Origin of the sequence: Streptomyces sp. NPDC050732, from assembly GCF_040654255.1 — a bacterium.
In the GTDB taxonomy this organism is placed as follows: Bacteria; Actinomycetota; Actinomycetes; order Streptomycetales; family Streptomycetaceae; genus Streptomyces.
Genome location: NZ_JBFAHP010000045.1, coordinates 1 through 18,263 on the forward strand (window position 1 = coordinate 1; position 18,263 = coordinate 18,263).

Below are 18,263 nucleotides of genomic sequence, written 5' to 3' on the forward strand. Positions count from 1 at the left end.
CGCGATATCGGGCGGCTTCCGGCCGGTCCGGTGCGGGACGCGGAGCGGTCGGTGCCGCTGACGGCCGCCCACGCCGCGTACGTCATCTACACCTCGGGCTCCACCGGCACACCCAAAGGCGTCGTCGTCACCCACGCGGGCCTTGAGAACCTCGCGCGGGCCCAGATCGACCGCTTCGGGGTGCGGGCGGACTCGCGCGTGCTGCAGTTCGCGTCGCTGAGCTTCGACGCCGCCGTCTCGGAGCTGTGCATGGCGCTGCTCTCGGGCGCGACGCTGATCGTCGCGGGGGCGGACGAACTGCCGCCGCGGGTGTCGCTGGACGCGGCCCTGCGGGAGACGCGCGCGACACATGTGACGGTGCCGCCGAGCGTACTGGCGGCCGAGGACGCCCTGCCGGACGAGCTGGCGACGCTGGTGGTGGCGGGGGAGGCGTGCCCGCCCGGCCTGGTGGACCGGTGGTCGACGGGCCGGCGCATGGTCAACGCGTACGGGCCGACCGAGACCACGGTCTGCGCCGCGATGAGCGAACCGCTGACACCCGGCCGCGACCTCGTCCCCCTGGGGCGCCCGATGAACGGCGTACAGGTCTACGTCCTCGACGAGTTCCTGCTGCCCGTGCCGCCGGGAATGACCGGCGAGCTGTACGTGACCGGCGCGGGGCTCGCCCGTGGCTACCTGGCGCGCGCGGGACTGTCGGCGGGCCGGTTCGTGGCCTGCCCGTTCGGCGCGGGGGAGCGCATGTACCGCACGGGCGACCTGGCCCGGTGGACCGACCGGGGCGAACTGCGCTTCGTGGGCCGCGCCGACGACCAGATCAAGATCCGGGGCCACCGGATCGAGCCGGGCGAGATCGAGGCGGTCCTCACCGCGCACCCGGACGTCGCGCAGGCCGCGGTCGTCGCGCGCCGCGACGGCCCCGACGACGCGCACCGCCTGGTGGCGTACGTGGTCACCGAAGGCGAGCGGCCTCCCGCGCCGCCTGGTCCCGACGGACTCCCGGGACTCCCGGGGTTCCCGGCGCTTCCCGAACTCCCCGGCTACGTACGCGACCGGCTGCCCGCCTCCATGGTGCCGACCGCCTTCGTCCCCCTGGAGCGGCTGCCGCTCACCCCCAACGGAAAGGTGGACCGGGCCGCCCTGCCGGCCCCCGACTTCGCCGGGCGGGTCACGGGCCGTGCGCCGCGGACAGCGACCGAACGGACCCTGTGCGACCTGTTCGCCGAGGTGCTCGGCCTGGACCAGGTCGGCGTCGACGACAGCTTCTTCGAGCTGGGCGGCGACTCGATCATGTCGATGCAGCTCGCGTCACGCGCGCGCAGGGCGGGCCTCACGCTCACCTCGCGGCAGGTGTTCGACGAGAAGACCCCGGAACGCCTCGCGCAGGTGGCGGTGGCCGCCGAACCGGAGACCGCACCCGACGACATCGGTGTCGGCGAGGTGCCCTGGACCCCCGTGATGCACGCGCTGGGCGAGCGGGCGACGAGCCCCGCGTTCGCACAGTGGGTGGTCGTCGGCGCCCCGGCAGGTCTCGGCCTCGACGTCCTCTCGACAGGTCTCGCCGCCGTCCTGGACACGCACGACATGCTGCGCGCCCGGACCGTTCCCGGCGAGCCGAAGCTGGTCGTCGGGGAGCGGGGGTCGGTCGACGCGACGGCCCTGGTGTCCCGCGTCGACGCGACCACGGACACCCTGGACGGGACCGCCGGACGGGCCGCGCAGGAAGCGGCCCGTCAGCTCGACCCGGCCGCCGGGGTGCTGGCCCGAGCCGTGTGGGTCGACGCGGGACCCGGCCGCACCGGCCGGATCGTGCTGGTGGTGCACCACCTCGTCGTGGACGGCGTGTCGTGGCGCGTCCTCGTCCCCGACCTGCGCGCCGCGTGCGAGGCGGCGGCCGCGGGCCGCGTACCCCGGCTCGAACCCGTCGGCACGTCGTTCCGCCGCTGGGCGGAGCTGCTGACCGCCGAAGCGGCCGACGAGCGGCGGGTCGCGGAGACGGACGACTGGCTCGCCCTGCTGGGCAAGAACGAACAAGCCGTCGCCGCCCGGGCGTTGGACCCGGCCGTCGACACCGTACGCACCCTGCGCCACCGCTCGTGGACCGTGCCCGCCGAGCACGCGGCCACCCTCGTGGGCCGCACGCCCACCGCCTTCCACTGCGGCGTCGACGACGTGCTCCTCGCGACCCTCGCCGGCGCGGTCGGGCAGTGGCGGCCGGAGACCGCGTCCGGACTGCTGGTCGACATCGAGGGACACGGCCGCCAACCCCTCGGCGACGTCGACCTGTTGCGCACGGTGGGCTGGTTCACCGGAGTGCACCCGGTGCGGCTTGAGGTGACCGGCGCCGACCTGGACGCCGCTAGGGCCGGCGGGCCCGCTGCCGGTACGTTGGTGAAGGCCGTGAAGGAGCAGGCCAGGGCAGTGCCCGGCGACGGACTCGGCCATGAACTGCTGCGCCGGCTCAACCCCGGGACACGTCCCGTGTTCGAGGCCGCGCCCGCCGCGCAGATCGGCTTCAACTACCTGGGCCGGTTCACCGCGGGCGGCGGCCGCGCCGCGGGACCGCCGGGACCCTGGGAGATGGCCGGCGAGACCGCGATCGGCGGCTCGGTCGACCCGGACATGCCCGCCACCCACGTACTGGACGCGAGCGCCGTGGTCAGGGACACCGCCGACGGACCCGCACTGACCATCACGCTGAGCTGGGCGAGCCGGCTGCTGGAGGAGGCGGACGCCGAACAGCTCGGCAGGGCCTGGCTGGCGATGCTGGCCGGCCTGGCGGACCACACCGCCGACCCCACGGCGGGCGGACACACCCCGTCCGACTTCCACCTCCTCAACCTCGCACAACACCAGATCGAGGAACTAGAAGCCGGATTCGCCGGCGAGAAGCCCCGGCCCACAGCCACCAGCCGCAATGAGGAGACAGACCGATGACGACCCGATCCCGATCCCTCGTCGAGGACGTGTGGCCCCTCTCGCCGCTGCAGGAGGGGATGCTCTTCCACGCCTCCTACGACGACCGGGGCCCGGACGTCTACACCGTGCAGTCGGCGCTGGACATCGACGGACCCGTGGACACGGATCGGCTGCGGGCGTCGTGGGAGGCGCTGCTGGCCCGGCACGCCGCGCTGCGGGCCTGCTTCCGCCCGGTGACCGGCGCCCGGATGGTGCAGGTCATCCCGCGCGAGGCCGTGCTGCCCTGGCACGAGGCGGACGTCAGCGGGCTCGTGGAGCCCGAGGCCCTCGCCGAGATCGACCGCCTCGCGGCCCGCGAACGCGCCCAGCGCTTCGACCTCGCCGTCCCCCCGCTGCTGCGGCTCCTGCTCGTGCGGCTCGGCGACCGACGGCACCGCCTCGTCATGACGTTCCATCACATCCTGCTCGACGGCTGGTCGATGCCGGTCCTCCTGAACGAGCTCTCCCAGGTGTACGAGGCGGGCGGCGACGCCTCCGTGCTCGGGCGCGTGGCACCCTACGGCGAGTACGTGGCGTGGCTGGGCCGCCAGGACAAGGACGCGGCCCGCGCCGCCTGGCGCGCCGAGCTCGCGGGCGCCGACGGATCGACGCTCGTCGCGCCGGCGGACCCGGGCCGCGCCCCGGTACTGCCCGACCACGTGCTCACCGACCTCCCGGAAGAACTCACCGCCGGTCTCGTCGAGTTGGCGCGCGGCCGCGGGCTGACCGTGAACACCGTGGTGCAGGGGGCGTGGGCGCTGGTCCTGGCCCGGCTGGCCGGGCGCACCGACGTCGTCTTCGGCGCGACCGTCGCGGGCCGCCCGGCGGAACTGCCGGGCGTGGAGTCGATGGTCGGCCTGTTCATCAACACCCTTCCCGTGCGCGTGCGCCTCGACGGAGCGCAGCCCGTGGCCGACCTCCTGGCGGGGCTGCAGGCGGCCCAGTCCGGCCTGATCGCGCACCAGCACGTCGGACTCGCCGAGGTGCAGAAGCTCGCCGGGCCCGCCGCGGTCTTCGACACGCTCGTCCTGTACGAGAACTACCCGCTGCCGCCGGCGGGACCCGAGCCCGGCCCTGACGCCGTGACGATCAGGCCCTCGGGGGCGTCGCGTGACGCCTCGCACTATCCGCTCACCCTGGTCGCCGTGCCGGGCGGCGACCGCATGCGCTTCAAGCTGGACTACCGGCCCGACCTGTTCGACCGGGCCGCCGCGGAGTCCGTCGTCCAGCGGTTCGTGCGCGTCCTTGAGCAGGTCGTGGCCGACCCGTCGGCTCGCGTGAGTGACATCGACGTACTGGAACAGGCCGAGCGGTCCTCGGTGATCGAGCGTTGGAACGCCACCGGGCGCCCGCTGTCGGCGGGCTCGGTCGTCGAGGCGTTCGAGGGGCATGCCCGCCGGGCACCGGACACGGCGGCCGTGCGCTGCGGCGAAGACGCCCTCACCTACGGCGAGTTGGAGGAGCGGGCCAACCGGCTCGCCCGGCACCTGACCCGGCTCGGCGTCGGCCGTGAACACCGCGTGGGCCTCTGCCTGCCGCGCGGCACCGACATGATCGTGGCGGAGCTCGCCGTGTGGAAGGCGGGCGGCGCCTTCGTCCCGCTCGACCCCGACCACCCGGCCGACCGGCTCGGCTACATGATCGCCGACAGCGGCACCGACGTCGTCCTGGCCACCGGCACCGCCGTCGCAGGAGTACCCGTCGGCGCCGCCAGGGTGGTCCTCCTCGACGAGCCGGGAACCGCGCGGACCATCGCGGCGGAGCCCGCGGAGCCGCTGGGCATCCCGGTCACCACCGAACAACTCGCCTACGTCATCTACACGTCCGGCTCGACGGGCCGCCCCAAGGGCGTCGCCCTCGCCCATCGCGGTGTGCTGAACCTCGCCGAGTCGATGCGGCCCGCGCTCGACCTGCGCGACGGCGTCGTGATGCTGCAGTTCGCGTCCTTCAGCTTCGACGGAGCGGTCCTGGACGTCGCCGTCACCCTGGCGGCCGGCGGCACCCTCGCCATCGCCTCGGCGGAGGAGCGCACCGAGCCCGCCGCGCTGGCGGACATGATCCGCACGACCGGGGTCGAGGCCGCCAGCGTCGTGCCGTCGGTGCTGCGCGCCCTGGACCCCGACACGGTCCCCGGCGTACGGAACTGGGTCCTCGGAGGCGAGTGGCTGACCGCCGACCTCGCCAGTCGGTGGACGGCACGGGCCCGGGTGTGGAACACCTACGGGCCCACCGAGGCCACCGTGATGGCGACCGTCGGCCGGGTCGACGAGGGCATCAAACCGGTGGACGCCCCACCGGCCATCGGCCGCCCGCTGGGCAACATGCGCACCTACGTCCTCGACGGCTTCCTGCGTCCTGTGCCACCGGGCGTGACCGGCGAGCTGTACGTCGCGGGCCCTGGCGTCGCGCGCGGCTATGTAGGACGGCCCGACCTGACGGCGGAACGCTTCGTGGCCTGCCCCTTCGGGGACGCCGGGCGCATGTACCGCACCGGGGACCTGGCCCGCTGGACCGCCGACGGACAACTGTCGTTCGCCGGGCGCGCCGACGAGCAGGTGAAGCTGCGCGGCTTCCGGATCGAGCCGGGCGAGGTCGAAGCTGTCCTGGCCGGACACACGGCCGTGCGCGAGGCGGCGGTGATCGCCCGCGAGGACCTGCCCGGCGACAAACGCCTCGTCGCGTACGTCGTCCCGGCGACGGACACCGGCCCCACGCGCGCGCAGGACGGCGCCGCAGGCCCCGCCCTGGACACCGAAGCCCTGCGCGCCTTCGCCGCCACCCGGCTCCCCGAGTACATGGTCCCGGCCACGGTGGTCGTCCTCGACGCGCTGCCCCTCACCGTCAACGGCAAGCTCGACCGCTCCGCGCTGCCCGCCCCCGAACTCGCCATGCCCGGCGGCCGTGACCCGCGGACCCCCGTCGAGGCCGTCCTGTGCGACCTGTTCGCCGAGGTGCTCGGCGTCGAGCGGGCCGGCGCCGAGGACTCGTTCTTCGCGCTCGGCGGCGACTCCATCTCGTCGATGATGCTGGTGTCCGGCGCCCGGCGCGCGGGCCTCGCGATCACCGCCCGGCAGGTCTTCGAGCACCGCACCCCGGCGGCCCTGGCCCTGGTCGCCGTCCCGTCCGACACCGTCGGCACCGGCCCTGGCGACTCCGGCACCGGCGAGGTGCCGCTGACACCGGTGATGCACGAACTGATCGACCGGGTCGGCGTCGACGCGCTCGGCAAGGTCGTCCAGTCCGCCGTGGTCGAGGCCCCCGCGGGCCTGCGCACCGAGACCCTGGCCGACGCGGTGCGGGCGCTGGTCGACCACCACGACGCGCTGCGGGCCCGCCTGGAGACCGAACCCGGGCGCAGGCTCGTGGTGTCCGGGCCCGGCACCGTGCCTGCCGGATCGTTCGTCCGCCGCTTCGACGCGACCGGCACGGCCCCCGAGGACCTGCCCGCGACGATCGCCGAGGAGACCCGGGCCGCCGTGGAGCGGCTCGACCCGCGGGCCGGCGTCATGCTGCAGGTGGTCTGGCTCGACCTGGGCCCGGACACCGCAGGACGCCTCGTCCTGGTCGTGGACCACCTCGTGATGGACGCCGTGTCGTGGCGGATCCTGCTGCCCGACCTGGAACAGGCGTGCGCCGCGACGACTGCGGGCCGTACGCCCGAACTCGCGCCGGTCCCCACCTCGTTCCGCCACTGGGCGCGCGCCCTGGCGGAACAGGCCACGGACGCGGCACGCACGGCCGAGCTCGACGCGTGGACCCAACTGCTCCAGGGACCCGACCCACAGCTCACCGCGCTGCCCATGGACCCGGCACTCGACCTCGCCGACACCGTGCGGCGGGTGTCCGTGACCGTCCCCGCCGACGTCACGTCGGCGCTCCTGACCGGCGTACCCGAGGCGTTCCACGCGGGCGTCGACGACGTGCTCCTGACCGGGCTCGCCGCCGCCGTCGCCGAGTGGTGCGAAGGCGGCACGCCGGACGGCGGGTTCCTCGTGGACGTGGAGGGCCACGGCCGCGAGGCCCTGACCGGGACCATGGACCTCTCCCGCACCATCGGCTGGTTCACCGGCACCCACCCGGTCCGCGTCGACGCAGGGACGACCGGCGGCGACGACCTCGAAGACCTCCGCGACGGCGGCCCGGCCGCGGGCGACGCCGTCAAACGCGTCAAGGAACAACTGCGCGCGGTGCCCGGCGACGGGCTCGGCCACGGCCTGCTGCGCCGGCTCAACCAGGACACCGCCGCCACGCTCGCGGCCCTGCCCACCGCCCGGATCGGCTTCACCTACCTCGGCCGGATCCCCGGCGGCGCGCCGGACGACGCCGGTGAGGCGCCGGCGGGCGACCCCGCGGGCGGCCGCTTCCCCGTGGCGCACCCGCTGGAGGTCACCGGTGTGGTCCACGACACCGCAGGCGGGCCGCGGCTCACGCTGAGCCTGGCCTGGCCGCGACGGCTGCTCGACGAGACGGCGGCACGGGCGCTGGTCGAGGCCTGGGCGGCGATGCTGACCGGCCTGGCCGCACACGTCGACGAGCCCACCGCGGGCGGCCACACCCCGTCCGACTTCCCACTGGTCACCCTCGACCAGGCACAGGTCGAGAAGCTGGAGACGGCCGCCCCGGACCTGGTGGACATCTGGCCGCTGTCGCCACTGCAGGAAGGCCTCCTCTTCCACGCCCTGTTCGACCGGCAGAGCACCGACGTGTACGTCGAGCAGATGATCGTCGGCCTCGAAGGGCCGCTCGACACGGCACGCCTGCGCGCGTCCTGGCAGGCGCTCCTCGACCGGCACGCCAGCCTGCGGGTGGGCTTCCGTCAGGTGGCGGGCTCCGGGCAGTCCGTGCAGGTCGTCGCCGGCTGCGCGACCCTGCCGTGGCGCGAGGAGGACCTCTGCGACCTCGACGAGGACGCGGCGTGGGAGGAGTCCGAGCGGATCGGCAGGGAGGAGCGGGCCAAGGGCTTCGACCTGGCGAAGCCACCCCTGGTGAAGGTGCTCCTCGCCCGGACCGGCGAGGACCGCCACCGCATGATGGTGACGCTCCATCACATCGTCCTCGACGGCTGGTCGTTGCCCGTTCTGCGCCGCGAACTGTGGGCCTGCTACGAAGCAGGAGGCACCGCGGCGGGTCTGCCGCCCGTGACGCCCTACCGCGACTACCTGGCCTGGCTGGCGGAGCAGGACAAGGAGGCGGCGCAGGAAGCCTGGCGGGCGGAGCTGTCCGGCACGGACGAGCCGACGCAGGTCGTCCCCATGGCACCGGGCGCCGTCGCCGGGACGGACCCGAACGCGACGTCCGGCGAGGTCTTCGCCGTGGCGGGCCCCGCACTCGACCGAGCACTCGGCGAGCTGGCCCGCGCCGGCGGCGTCACCCTGAACACGGTCGTCCAGACCGCGTGGGCGCTGGTCGTCGGCCAGCTGGCGGGGCGCCAGGACGTGGTGTTCGGCGCCTCCGTGGCCGGCCGGCCCGCGGACCTGCCCGGCATGGAGAACATGCTCGGACTGTTCATCAACACCGTCCCCGTACGGGTGCGGTTCGACCCGGCGACGACCGTCGCCGACGTCCTCACGGACGTACAGACCCGGCAGTCCGCCCTGATGGACCACCAGTACCTCAGCCTGGGCGACATCCAGCGCGTGGCCGGACGCGGAGCGACGTTCGACACCCTCATGGCGTTCGAGAGCTTCCCCACCGGGATGGACGCGTCGACGGAGGACGACGGGAACACCCGCGAGCCGGGCCCCGCCGGAGTGGAGCTCACCGAAGCCGGCATGCGCGAGTCCATCAACTACCCCCTCGGCCTGGTGGTCGACCCCCTCAACGGGCTGCGGATGCGGCTCACCCACCGCCCTGACGCCTTCGACGAGGAGGCGGCCCGCGCCCTCCTCGACCGGCTGCTGCGCGCCCTGCGCCAGATGGCCGCCGACCCGCAGGCCCCCGTCGGCAGGCTGCAGCTCTCCGACGCCGCGGAACGCACCCGCGTCCTGGAGACCTGGAACACCACGGACGTCTCCCACCCGGACACCTCGGTCCCCGAACTGTTCGCCGCGCACGCGGTGCGCACGCCGGATGTGGTGGCGGTGCAGTGTGGTGCGGATGTCTTGTCGTACGGGGAGTTGGAGGCGCGGGCGAATCGTCTTGCGCGGTATCTGGTCGGGCTCGGGGTGGATCCGGAGTCGCGGGTGGGTCTGTGTCTGCCGCGTGGCGTCGACATGGTGGTGGCGGAGCTTGCGGTGTGGAAGGCGGGGGGCGCTTTCGTCCCGCTGGACCCCGAGTACCCGGTGGACCGGTTGTCGTTCATGGTGGCCGACAGTGGTGCGGCTGTTGTGCTGGGCGTCGCGGAGAGCCTGGCGGAGGTGTCGGTCGGCGGGGCGAGGGCCGTACCGCTGGATGCGGCGGACATCGCGGAGGCCTTGGCTGTCGAGTCCGCCGAACCGCTGGGCGCGTCCGCCGGACCGGACCGGCTCGCCTACGTGATCTATACGTCGGGTTCGACGGGGCGGCCCAAGGGTGTGGGTGTGGCGCATGGTGGCGTGGCGAATCTCGCGGCGGCGATGCGTCCGGTGCTGGGTGTGGATGAGGGGACGTGTGTCCTGCAGTTCGCGTCGTTCAGTTTTGATGCGGCGGTGCTGGATGTGGCGGTGACGCTGTCCGGTGGCGGTACGTTGGCGGTCGCTTCGTCGGAGGAGCGTGCGGAGCCTTCGGCGCTGGCGGAGATGATCGAGTCGGCCGGGGTGAGCACGGCCAGCGTCGTGCCCTCCCTGCTCACGATGCTCGACCCCGCCGCCGTCCCCGGAGTGCGGAACTGGGTCCTCGGCGCCGAACTGATGACCGCCGGCCTCGCCAGCCGCTGGACGGCGCAGGCGCGGGTGTGGAACACCTACGGCCCCACCGAAGCCACCGTCATGGCCACCGCAGGACCCGTCGACGAGGACATCAGGCCGCAGGACAAGCCCCCCGCGATCGGACGCCCGCTGGACAACGTACGGACGTACGTCCTGGACGGCTTCCTGCACCCGGTCCCGGCCGGGGCGACAGGTGAGCTGTACGTCGCAGGGCCGGGCGTGGCCCGAGGCTATGTGGGACGGCCCGGCCTGACGGCGGAACGCTTCGTGGCGTGCCCCTTCGGGGACGGCGGCCGGATGTACCGGACCGGTGACCTGGCCCGCTGGACGGCCGACGGGCAGCTGTCGTTCGTCGGCCGGGCGGATGAGCAGGTCAAGGTCCGCGGGTTCCGCGTCGAGCCGGGCGAGGTGGAGGCGGCGCTCGCGGCGCACCCCGGCGTACGGCAGGCCGCGGTGATCGCCCGCGAGGACCGGCCCGGCGACAAACGCCTCGTCGGCTACATCGTGCCCGAGACCGAGGACCTGGAGATCCAGGCCGTCCACGACCACCTGGCGAAGGAACTGCCCGAGTACATGCGGCCCGCCGCCGTGGTGGTCCTGGAGAAACTGCCGCTCACCGCCAACGGCAAGATCGACCGCGGGGCGCTGCCCCGGCCCGACTTCGCAGGCCGCATCTCGGGCCGGGAGCCGGAGACCGAGCTCGAAGCGACCCTGTGCGCGCTGTTCGCCGAGGTCCTCGGCCTGGAGCGGGTCGGCGTCGACAACAACTTCTTCGACCTGGGCGGCGACTCGGGCCTGGCGATGCGCCTCTCCGCGCGGATCCGTGAGGAGCTCGGCCTCGAACTGAGCATGCGGCGATTCTTCGGCGAGTCCACTCCGCTGGGCGTGGCCCGGATGCTGACGTCGAAGGAGCTCCCGGAGCTGCGTCCGGTCGACCACCCCGACGAGATCCCCGTCACCGCGGGCCAGTTGCGGACCTGGCGGCTCGCGAACGCCAACCCCGGTTCCGCCGCCCAGCGGACCTCCATCGCGCTGCGCCTGGGCGGCCGGCTCGACCGGGAGGCGCTGGAGGCCGCGCTGGGAGACGTCGCGGCACGACACGACATCCTGCGGACGACGTTCGTCGGCACAGGCACAGGCACAGGCACAGGCACAGGCACAGCCACAGGTGCAGGCGGCGAGGGCGATGACGTACACCCCGAGGACGTACGCCAATGTGTCCTGGACGCCGAAGCCGCCCGTCCCGTCCTGCCCGTGACCTCCACGACCGAGGACGAGCTGCCGCGTCTCCTCACCGACCACGCCGCGCACGAGTTCGACCTCGCCCGCGAAACACCCTGGACGGCGCACCTGTTCGCGCTCGCGGAGACCGAACACGTGCTGCTCCTCGTCGTGCACCGCATCGCCACGGACGACGCGTCGCTGATCGTCCTGGTCCGCGACCTGGCGGCCGCTTACGGCGCACGCCGGGAGGGCCGCGCACCCGAACGGGCGCCCCTGCCCCTGCAGTTCGCCGACTACGCGCTCTGGGAGCAGGAGATGCTCCGGGACGAGGAGGACCGCGACAGCCTGATCGGCGAGCAGTTCGCCCACTGGAAGAAGGCCCTGGCGGACGCCGCCACCGAACTGGAGCTGCCCGCCGACAGGCCGCGGCCGCCCCTGCCGTCCCACCGGGCCGACGAGGTGCCGCTGGCCCTCGACAGCGCCACGCACATCCGGCTCACCGAGATCGCCGAGGCCGACGGCGCGACCTTCTTCATGGTCGTGCAGGCCGCGCTCGCGCTGCTCCTCTCCGGGCTCGGCGCGGGCACCGACGTCACGCTGGGCACGGTGCTGCCGCGCCGGGACGAGGAAGGCGACCTGGACGGCCTCGTCGGCCCGTTCGCCGACCCGCTGGCCCTGCGCACGGACACCTCCGGCGACCCCACGTACCGCGAACTGCTGCGCCGGGCACGCGACACCTACCAGCGCGCGGTCCAGAACCCCGACGTGCCCTTCGGCCGCCTCGTGGACGCGCTGGCGCTGCCCGAGGCGGGCCACCACCCCGTGTTCCAGGCGGTGCTCGACATCCTCGGCGACTCCGCCGAGATGTGGGAGTCGCCCGAGCTGCCGGGCCTGCGCACCACGCGCCTGCCCGTCGGAACACCGGCGGGCGAGGCCGACCTCGTGGTCGCTCTCACCGAACGGCACGGCTCCGACAGCGGTCCGAACGGCGTCGACGGCACGATCCGCTACGCCGCCGAACTGTTCGACCGGTCCACCGCCACCGCACTCGCCCAGCGGCTCACCCGCGTCCTCCAGCAGGTCGCCGACGACCCCGAACTGCGGCTGAGCCAGGTGGAACTCCTCCTGGACGAGGAGCGCCGCCTGCTGCTGGAGACCCACGACGCCACGGCGGCACGGGTCCCGGACGGAACCGTCGTCGAACTGCTCGCCGAGCAGGCGGCGCTGGCCCCCGACGCCGTCGCCGTCATGGACCACGACGGTCCGCTCACCCACGGCGCGCTGGACGACGCGTCCGGCCGGTTCGCCCGGCGCCTCGCCGAGCACGGCATCGGCGCCGAGGACGTGGTCGTCCTCGCGCTGCCGCCCACCACCGGCCTCGTCGTCGCGCTGCTCGGCGTGCTCAAATCCGGTGCGGCCTGCCTGATCGCCGACCCGAACCGGCCCATGGAGGACGTCGCCTCCTGTCTGCGGCAGGTCACCCCCGCCGCTCTGATCTGCGCGACGGCCATGGCGCCGCTGCTCGGCGACGGCGTGACGGTGCCCGTCCTGCTGCTCGACGACCCGCGGCTCGCCGCCACCAACGGCGCCTCCCCGCAGGCCGGTCCGCCGCTCGCGCCGCCCCTGCCCCGGCAGGCGGCACTCGTGCTCGGCACCACGGAGGCGGACAGCGCCGACGGGACCGCCGCCGGCGCCGTCGTCGAGCACCGCACGCTCGTCGACCACGCGGTGCACCACCAGCACGCCGCCCCCGCACACCACGGGGTGACGCTCCTCGACGTACGGGCCCCGGTGTCCGCGCTGCTGACACCGCTGCTGTCCGCCCTGTGCGCGGGCGGTGGTGTCCGCCTCGGCACACCCGGCGAGGACGCCGTGCCGACCGCCGGTCCCGGCGGGGCACAACACCTCGTCACCGTGCGGGAGTTGCTGCCGACCGCGCCGGACAGGGCGGCCGGTGAGGCGCCGTTCGCGGAGGTGACGGTGGTCGGCGCCGGCGGCCCCGCGGCCGTCGACGACACCCGGGCCTGGCTGGCGGACCACCCCCGGACCGCCCTGGTCAGCGCCCACGGCTCCGCCGAGACCGGTGGCCCGTGGCTCGGCCTCCGCACGGGTCCCGGCGAGTCGCTGCCCGACCCGGCCCCCGCCGGCAGGCCCGTGCCCAACACCCGCGCCCTCGTCCTCGACGACTTCCTGCGACCGGTCCCGCCGGGCGCCACGGGAGACCTGTACGTCGCCGGCTCGTCCCTCGCCCGCGGCTACGCCGAGGCGCCGGGGCCGACCGGTGAACGGTTCGTCGCCTGCCCGTTCGGGGCCGGGGGCGAGCGGATGCTGCGCACGGGCGAACGGGCCAGGCGGACCGCCGACGGCCTCGTCACGCTCCGCGGCAAGGGCCGCGCAGGAACCCGCACCGCCGGGCGGCGCGCGGGCGGCGACCACGGCGACCTGGAGATGCTGCTGCCGCTGCGCCCCAAGGGCAGCCTGCCGCCGCTGTTCTGCATGCACACCGGTACGGGACTGAGCTGGGCGTACGCCGCCCTGCTGCGGCACCTGCCGCAGGACAGGCCCGTGTACGGCGTGCAGGCCCGCGGACTCGCCGCCCCGGAACCGCTGCCGCAGAGCCTGGCGGAGATGGCGGCCGACTACGCGGAACGGATCAGGACCGTCCAGCCCACCGGCCCCTACCACCTGCTCGGCTGGTCCCTCGGCGGCCTCATCGCCCAGGCGGTCGCCACCCGCCTGGAGGAACAGGGCGAACAGGTCCGGCTCCTCGGGGTGATCGACGGCTACCCCGAAGGGTTCGGCGGAGCCCAGTACAGCAACGTCGAGCCCGAGACGGGCGGCCAGGACGACACGTCCACGCCCAGGGCGAGCGACCTCGGGCTGCCGCCCGACGAGAACATCGGCCAGGACATGGACGAAGGACTCAGGGCGAACATGCGCCAGGTCATCGACAACGTCGGACGGCTCACCCCGCACCACACACCCCGCCGCTTCCAGGGCGACCTGCTGCTCTTCGTCGCGGCCGAGGACCGGCCCGCGGACACCCCGGCAGCCGTCTCCGGCGAGAGCTGGCGGCCCTACATCGGCGGCGACATCGAATCCCACGAAATCGCCGCCAGCCACTACACCATGCTGCAGCCCGCGCCTTCGGCACAGATCGGAGGAATCGTCGCGGACAGGCTCAGGGCCGCGGCCGACACCGGAAAGGAATGAGGAGAAACAAATTCCCGGACGGGACCGCAGAGCCCCGGGAATCGGAAATCGCCACGAGTTTCACAGGGCGAAAGGGACCCTGAATGTCGAAGGCAGTGAGCACCTCCGCGCACACGCGCAGGAACGGGCTGGAACCCGTGCCCGAACTGACGGAACTCGGCGCCCGCACACCGCTCGTCGAACTGGACACCGGCGGGCGCGCCCCGGCCCGCCACTGGCTCGCCACCGGTTACGACGAGGTGCGGGCGATCCTCGGCGACGACAGGTTCAGCATGCTGCCGCCCGACGACGGCAGGGGCGGCGGGAAGCCACAGATCGAGGTCGGCAACCTGCGCCAGTACGACCCGCCCGAGCACACCCGGCTGCGCAAGATGCTCACCCCCGAGTTCACCCTCCGGCGCATCCGCAGGCTGGAACCCTTCATCGAGGAGACCGTGGCGCACTGCCTTGACGCGCTGGAGGGCGCGGGACAACCCGCCGACCTGGTACGGCACTTCGCCTGGCCCATCCCCGGCCTGGTGGGCTGCGCACTGCTCGGCGTGCCCCGCGACGACGCGGCCGAACTCGCCCGCAACCTGAACATCAGCAGGACCGGCACCGGCTTCGGCCGGCACACCAGCCGCGAGCAACGTGAGCGGCAGCGGGCGGCCGTGAACGCGTACATGGTCTACATGCGCAGGCTCGTCCGGCAGAAGCGCCGCGACCCCGGCGACGACCTGCTGGGCATGGTGATCGGCCGGCACGGCGCGGAGCTCACCGACGAGGAACTGACCGGCATGGCCGCCGCCATCATGGGCTCCGGCCTGGAGGACATCGGCGGCATGCTGGGCCTCGGCCCGCTGGCCCTGCTCGACCACCCCGACCAGCTCGCCCTCCTCCAGGAGCGGCCGGACCTGATCACCTCGGCGGTGGAGGAACTCATCCGCCACGTCTCGTCCGTGCAGAACGCCACACCCCGTACCGCCCTGGTGGACGTCACCGTCGGCGGGCACCTGATCCGGGCCGGGGAGTCCGTGATCTGCTCCCTGCTCGCGGTCAGCCGCACCCCGGTGGACGGGGTGCCGCAGGACACCCTCGACATCACCCGCGACAACTCCGGACACCTCGCCTTCGGGCACGGCGTCCACCACTGCCTGGGCGCCGTACTGGCCCGGGTCGAGCTGCGCATCGCGATCGCGGCCCTGTTCCACCGGTTCCCCGAGCTGAGCGTCGCCGTACCCGCGGAGGAAATCCGATTCCGCACCTGGACACCGAACTACGGAATAGACGAACTCCTCGTCCGCTGGTGAGCGCGGCCAGGTGGACACTTGGACATCCTTGACGGGTGTGCGGAACAAAATTCAGACTCGTAGGAAAGGGCGAAAGGATTCCGAGAATGCCCAAGCCATTGGATGAAACCGAACAGTCGCCGCTCGTCGAGACCACCCCGCCGGGAACCATGGAACGCGCCTGGCTCGCCACCGGATACGACGAGGTGCGGGCGGTGCTCGGCGACACGGAGCGGTTCACCACACTGCCGCCCGCGGACAACATCGAGGACTCCCGACGCCTCGTCCAGCCCGGCAACCTGCTGCACTACGACCCGCCCGAGCACACCCGGCTGCGGAAGATGCTCACCGGCGAGTTCACCCTGCGGCGGGTGCGCACCCTGGAACCCCTCGTCGAGAAGATCGTGACCGAGCGCCTGGACGCCATGGAGGGCGCCGAGCAGCCGATCGACCTCGTACCGCACTTCGTGTGGCCCACCACCAGCCTGATCGGCTGCACGCTGCTCGGCATACCCCGGGACGACCAGGCCGAACTGGCCCGCCACCTCGACACCAACCGCATCGACAACCCCGACAGGGACCAGCGGGACGCGGCCGGCAACTCGTACCTGATCTACCTGAGCAAGTTCACCGCGCGAAAGCGCCGCGACCCCGGCGAGGACCTGCTCGGCCGGCTCATCCAACGGCACGGCGCCGACCTCAGCCCCGCCGAACTGACGGGCACCGCCGCGACACTCCTCGCCTCCTTCATCCAGAACGTGGGCGGCACACTGGGCCTCGGCATCCTCGCCCTGCTGGAGAACCCCGACCAGCTCGCCCTCCTCAAGAAGCGTCCCGAGCTCATCGACCACGCGGTGGAGGAGCTGATCCGGAGCGTGTCGATCATCTCGCACGCCTCACCCCGCACCGCCCTCGAAGACGTCACCGTCGGGGGCAAGACGGTCAAGGCGGGGGAGTCCATCGCCTGTTCGCTGCTCGGCGCCAACAACACCGCCTCGCCGGGGGAGCCGCAGGAACCCATCGACATCACCCGCGACAACAGCCGCCACATGGCGTTCGGACACGGCATCCACTACTGCCTCGGCGCACCGCTGACCAGGATGGAACTGCGCATCGCCATAGCGGAACTGCTGCGCAGGTTCCCCGAGGTGCGGCTCGCCGTGCCGCGCGACCGACTCCGCTTCACGTCGAAGGCCGTGGAGACGCTGCCGGTGGCCTGGTAAGGGGCGACATGCCGCACGAGACCGCAGCCGTACCGCTGCACACCCGCCGCACCCGCTTCGACCCGGCCGACGACCTGCGCCGCCTCGCCGCCGACGGGCCCGTCACCCGCGTCAGCCTGGCCCCCGGCGCGGGCGGCGAGCCGCTCTGGCTGGTCACGGGCCACGACGAGGTGCGCAAGGTCCTCGGCGACCACGTCCGGTTCTCCACCCGCCGCCGCTTCGGCTCGCGCGCACCGGCCGGCGACGACGGGCGGCCCGACGAAGGCGTCGGGCTCCTGATGGACTACGACCCGCCCGAACACACCCGGCTGCGGAAGATGCTGACACCGGAGTTCACGGTCCGGCGGATGCGCAGACTCCAGCCCCGCATCGAGGACATCGTCACCGAGCGCCTCGACGCCATGGAGCGCGCCGGACGCCCCGCCGACCTCGCCGAGCTGTTCGCGTCGGCGATCCCGGGACCGGTGCTGTGCGAACTCATCGGCGTGCCCCGCGACGACCGCGACGACTTCCTGCGCCGCTGCCACGCCCACCTGGCCACCGGCGGCGGACGCCAGGAGCGCACCGCCGCCGGATCGGCGTTCACCCGCTACCTCGCCGCACTGGTGGCCCGGCAGCGCAAGGACCCCGACGAGGGCTTCCTCGGCATGCTGGTGCGCGACCACGGAGCCGAGTTCACCGACAAGGAACTGCGGGGCATCTGCATCCTGCTGATGCTCGCCGGACTCGACAACATCTCCGGCATGCTGGGCCTCGGCGCCCTCGCGCTCCTGGAGAACCCCGGCCAGCTCGACCTGGTGCGCGACGACCCCGCGGCCCTCGACCGCGCCGTCGAGGAGCTGCTCCGCTACCTGTCCGTGCCGCACGCCCCGACGCCCCGCACCGCCGTCGAGGACGTCACGCTCGGCGGCAGGCTGATCAGGGCAGGGGACACCGTCGTCTGCTCGATCCCGCTGGCCAACCGCGACCCGGCGCTGACCCCCGGGCCCGACCGGCTCGACGTGACCAGGGAACCCGTGCCGCACGTCGCGTTCGGGCACGGCATCCACCACTGCATCGGCGCCGCCCTGGCCCGGATGGAGCTCCGCATCGCCTACGCGGCGCTGCTGCGGCGCTTCCCCGGCCTGCGGCTCGCGGTGCCCACGCGGGACGTCGAGTTCCGCGTCCGGTCGACCGCGTACGGCGTGGAGCGGCTGCCGGTCACCTGGTGAGCCCGGGGCGACCCGGCGAGAGGGGGAGAGAGATGGAGGTACGCGTCGACCGCGGCAGGTGCGCGGGCTCCGGCCTGTGCATGAGCTACGTACCCGCTGTGTTCGACCAGTCGGAGGACGACGGGAAGGTGCTGCTCAAGGCGGCACGGCCCGGGCCCGGTGCGGCCGCCGCGGTACGCGGCGCGGCCGCGAGGTGCCCGGCCGGCGCGATCACGCTGCGCGGGCAGGACGAACGCGGCCGGTAGGCCGCGGCGGGTGCGTCGGTGCGTCGACGCACCGGCACGCATCGGTGCATTGGCGCATCGGTGCTCGATCATCAAAGTG

The 18,263-nt window shown here is 73.6% G+C and carries 6 protein-coding genes; all 6 read left to right on the plus strand.

Annotated elements, in window-relative coordinates; genetic code table 11:
• Positions 1–2,934, plus strand: a 2,934-nt coding sequence (locus AB0H82_RS31805; protein ID WP_362998914.1) for an amino acid adenylation domain-containing protein, incomplete at its 5' end; no start/stop codon positions are given.
• Positions 2,931–14,237, plus strand: a complete 11,307-nt coding sequence (locus tag AB0H82_RS31810; RefSeq protein WP_362998916.1) for an amino acid adenylation domain-containing protein — start codon at positions 2,931–2,933, stop codon at positions 14,235–14,237. The genes AB0H82_RS31805 and AB0H82_RS31810, both read left to right, overlap by 4 nt.
• Positions 14,238–14,320: 83 nt before the next feature.
• Positions 14,321–15,526 (plus strand): cytochrome P450, encoded by a 1,206-nt coding sequence (locus AB0H82_RS31815; RefSeq protein ID WP_362998918.1) that lies wholly within the window; start codon positions 14,321–14,323, stop codon positions 15,524–15,526.
• 86 nt (positions 15,527–15,612) lie between these two features.
• The gene (locus AB0H82_RS31820; protein ID WP_362998920.1) at positions 15,613–16,728 is read left to right on the plus strand and encodes a cytochrome P450; all 1,116 of its coding nucleotides are present in this window, start codon (positions 15,613–15,615) and stop codon (positions 16,726–16,728) included.
• A gap of 8 nt (positions 16,729–16,736) precedes the next feature.
• On the plus strand, positions 16,737–17,939 hold the full coding sequence (locus tag AB0H82_RS31825) for a cytochrome P450 (RefSeq protein ID WP_362998922.1): 1,203 nt from the start codon (positions 16,737–16,739) through the stop codon (positions 17,937–17,939).
• A gap of 32 nt (positions 17,940–17,971) precedes the next feature.
• A complete protein-coding gene (locus tag AB0H82_RS31830; protein ID WP_362998924.1) occupies positions 17,972–18,184 on the plus strand; it encodes a ferredoxin in 213 nt (70 codons plus the stop codon).
• Positions 18,185–18,263: the final 79 nt, after the last annotated feature.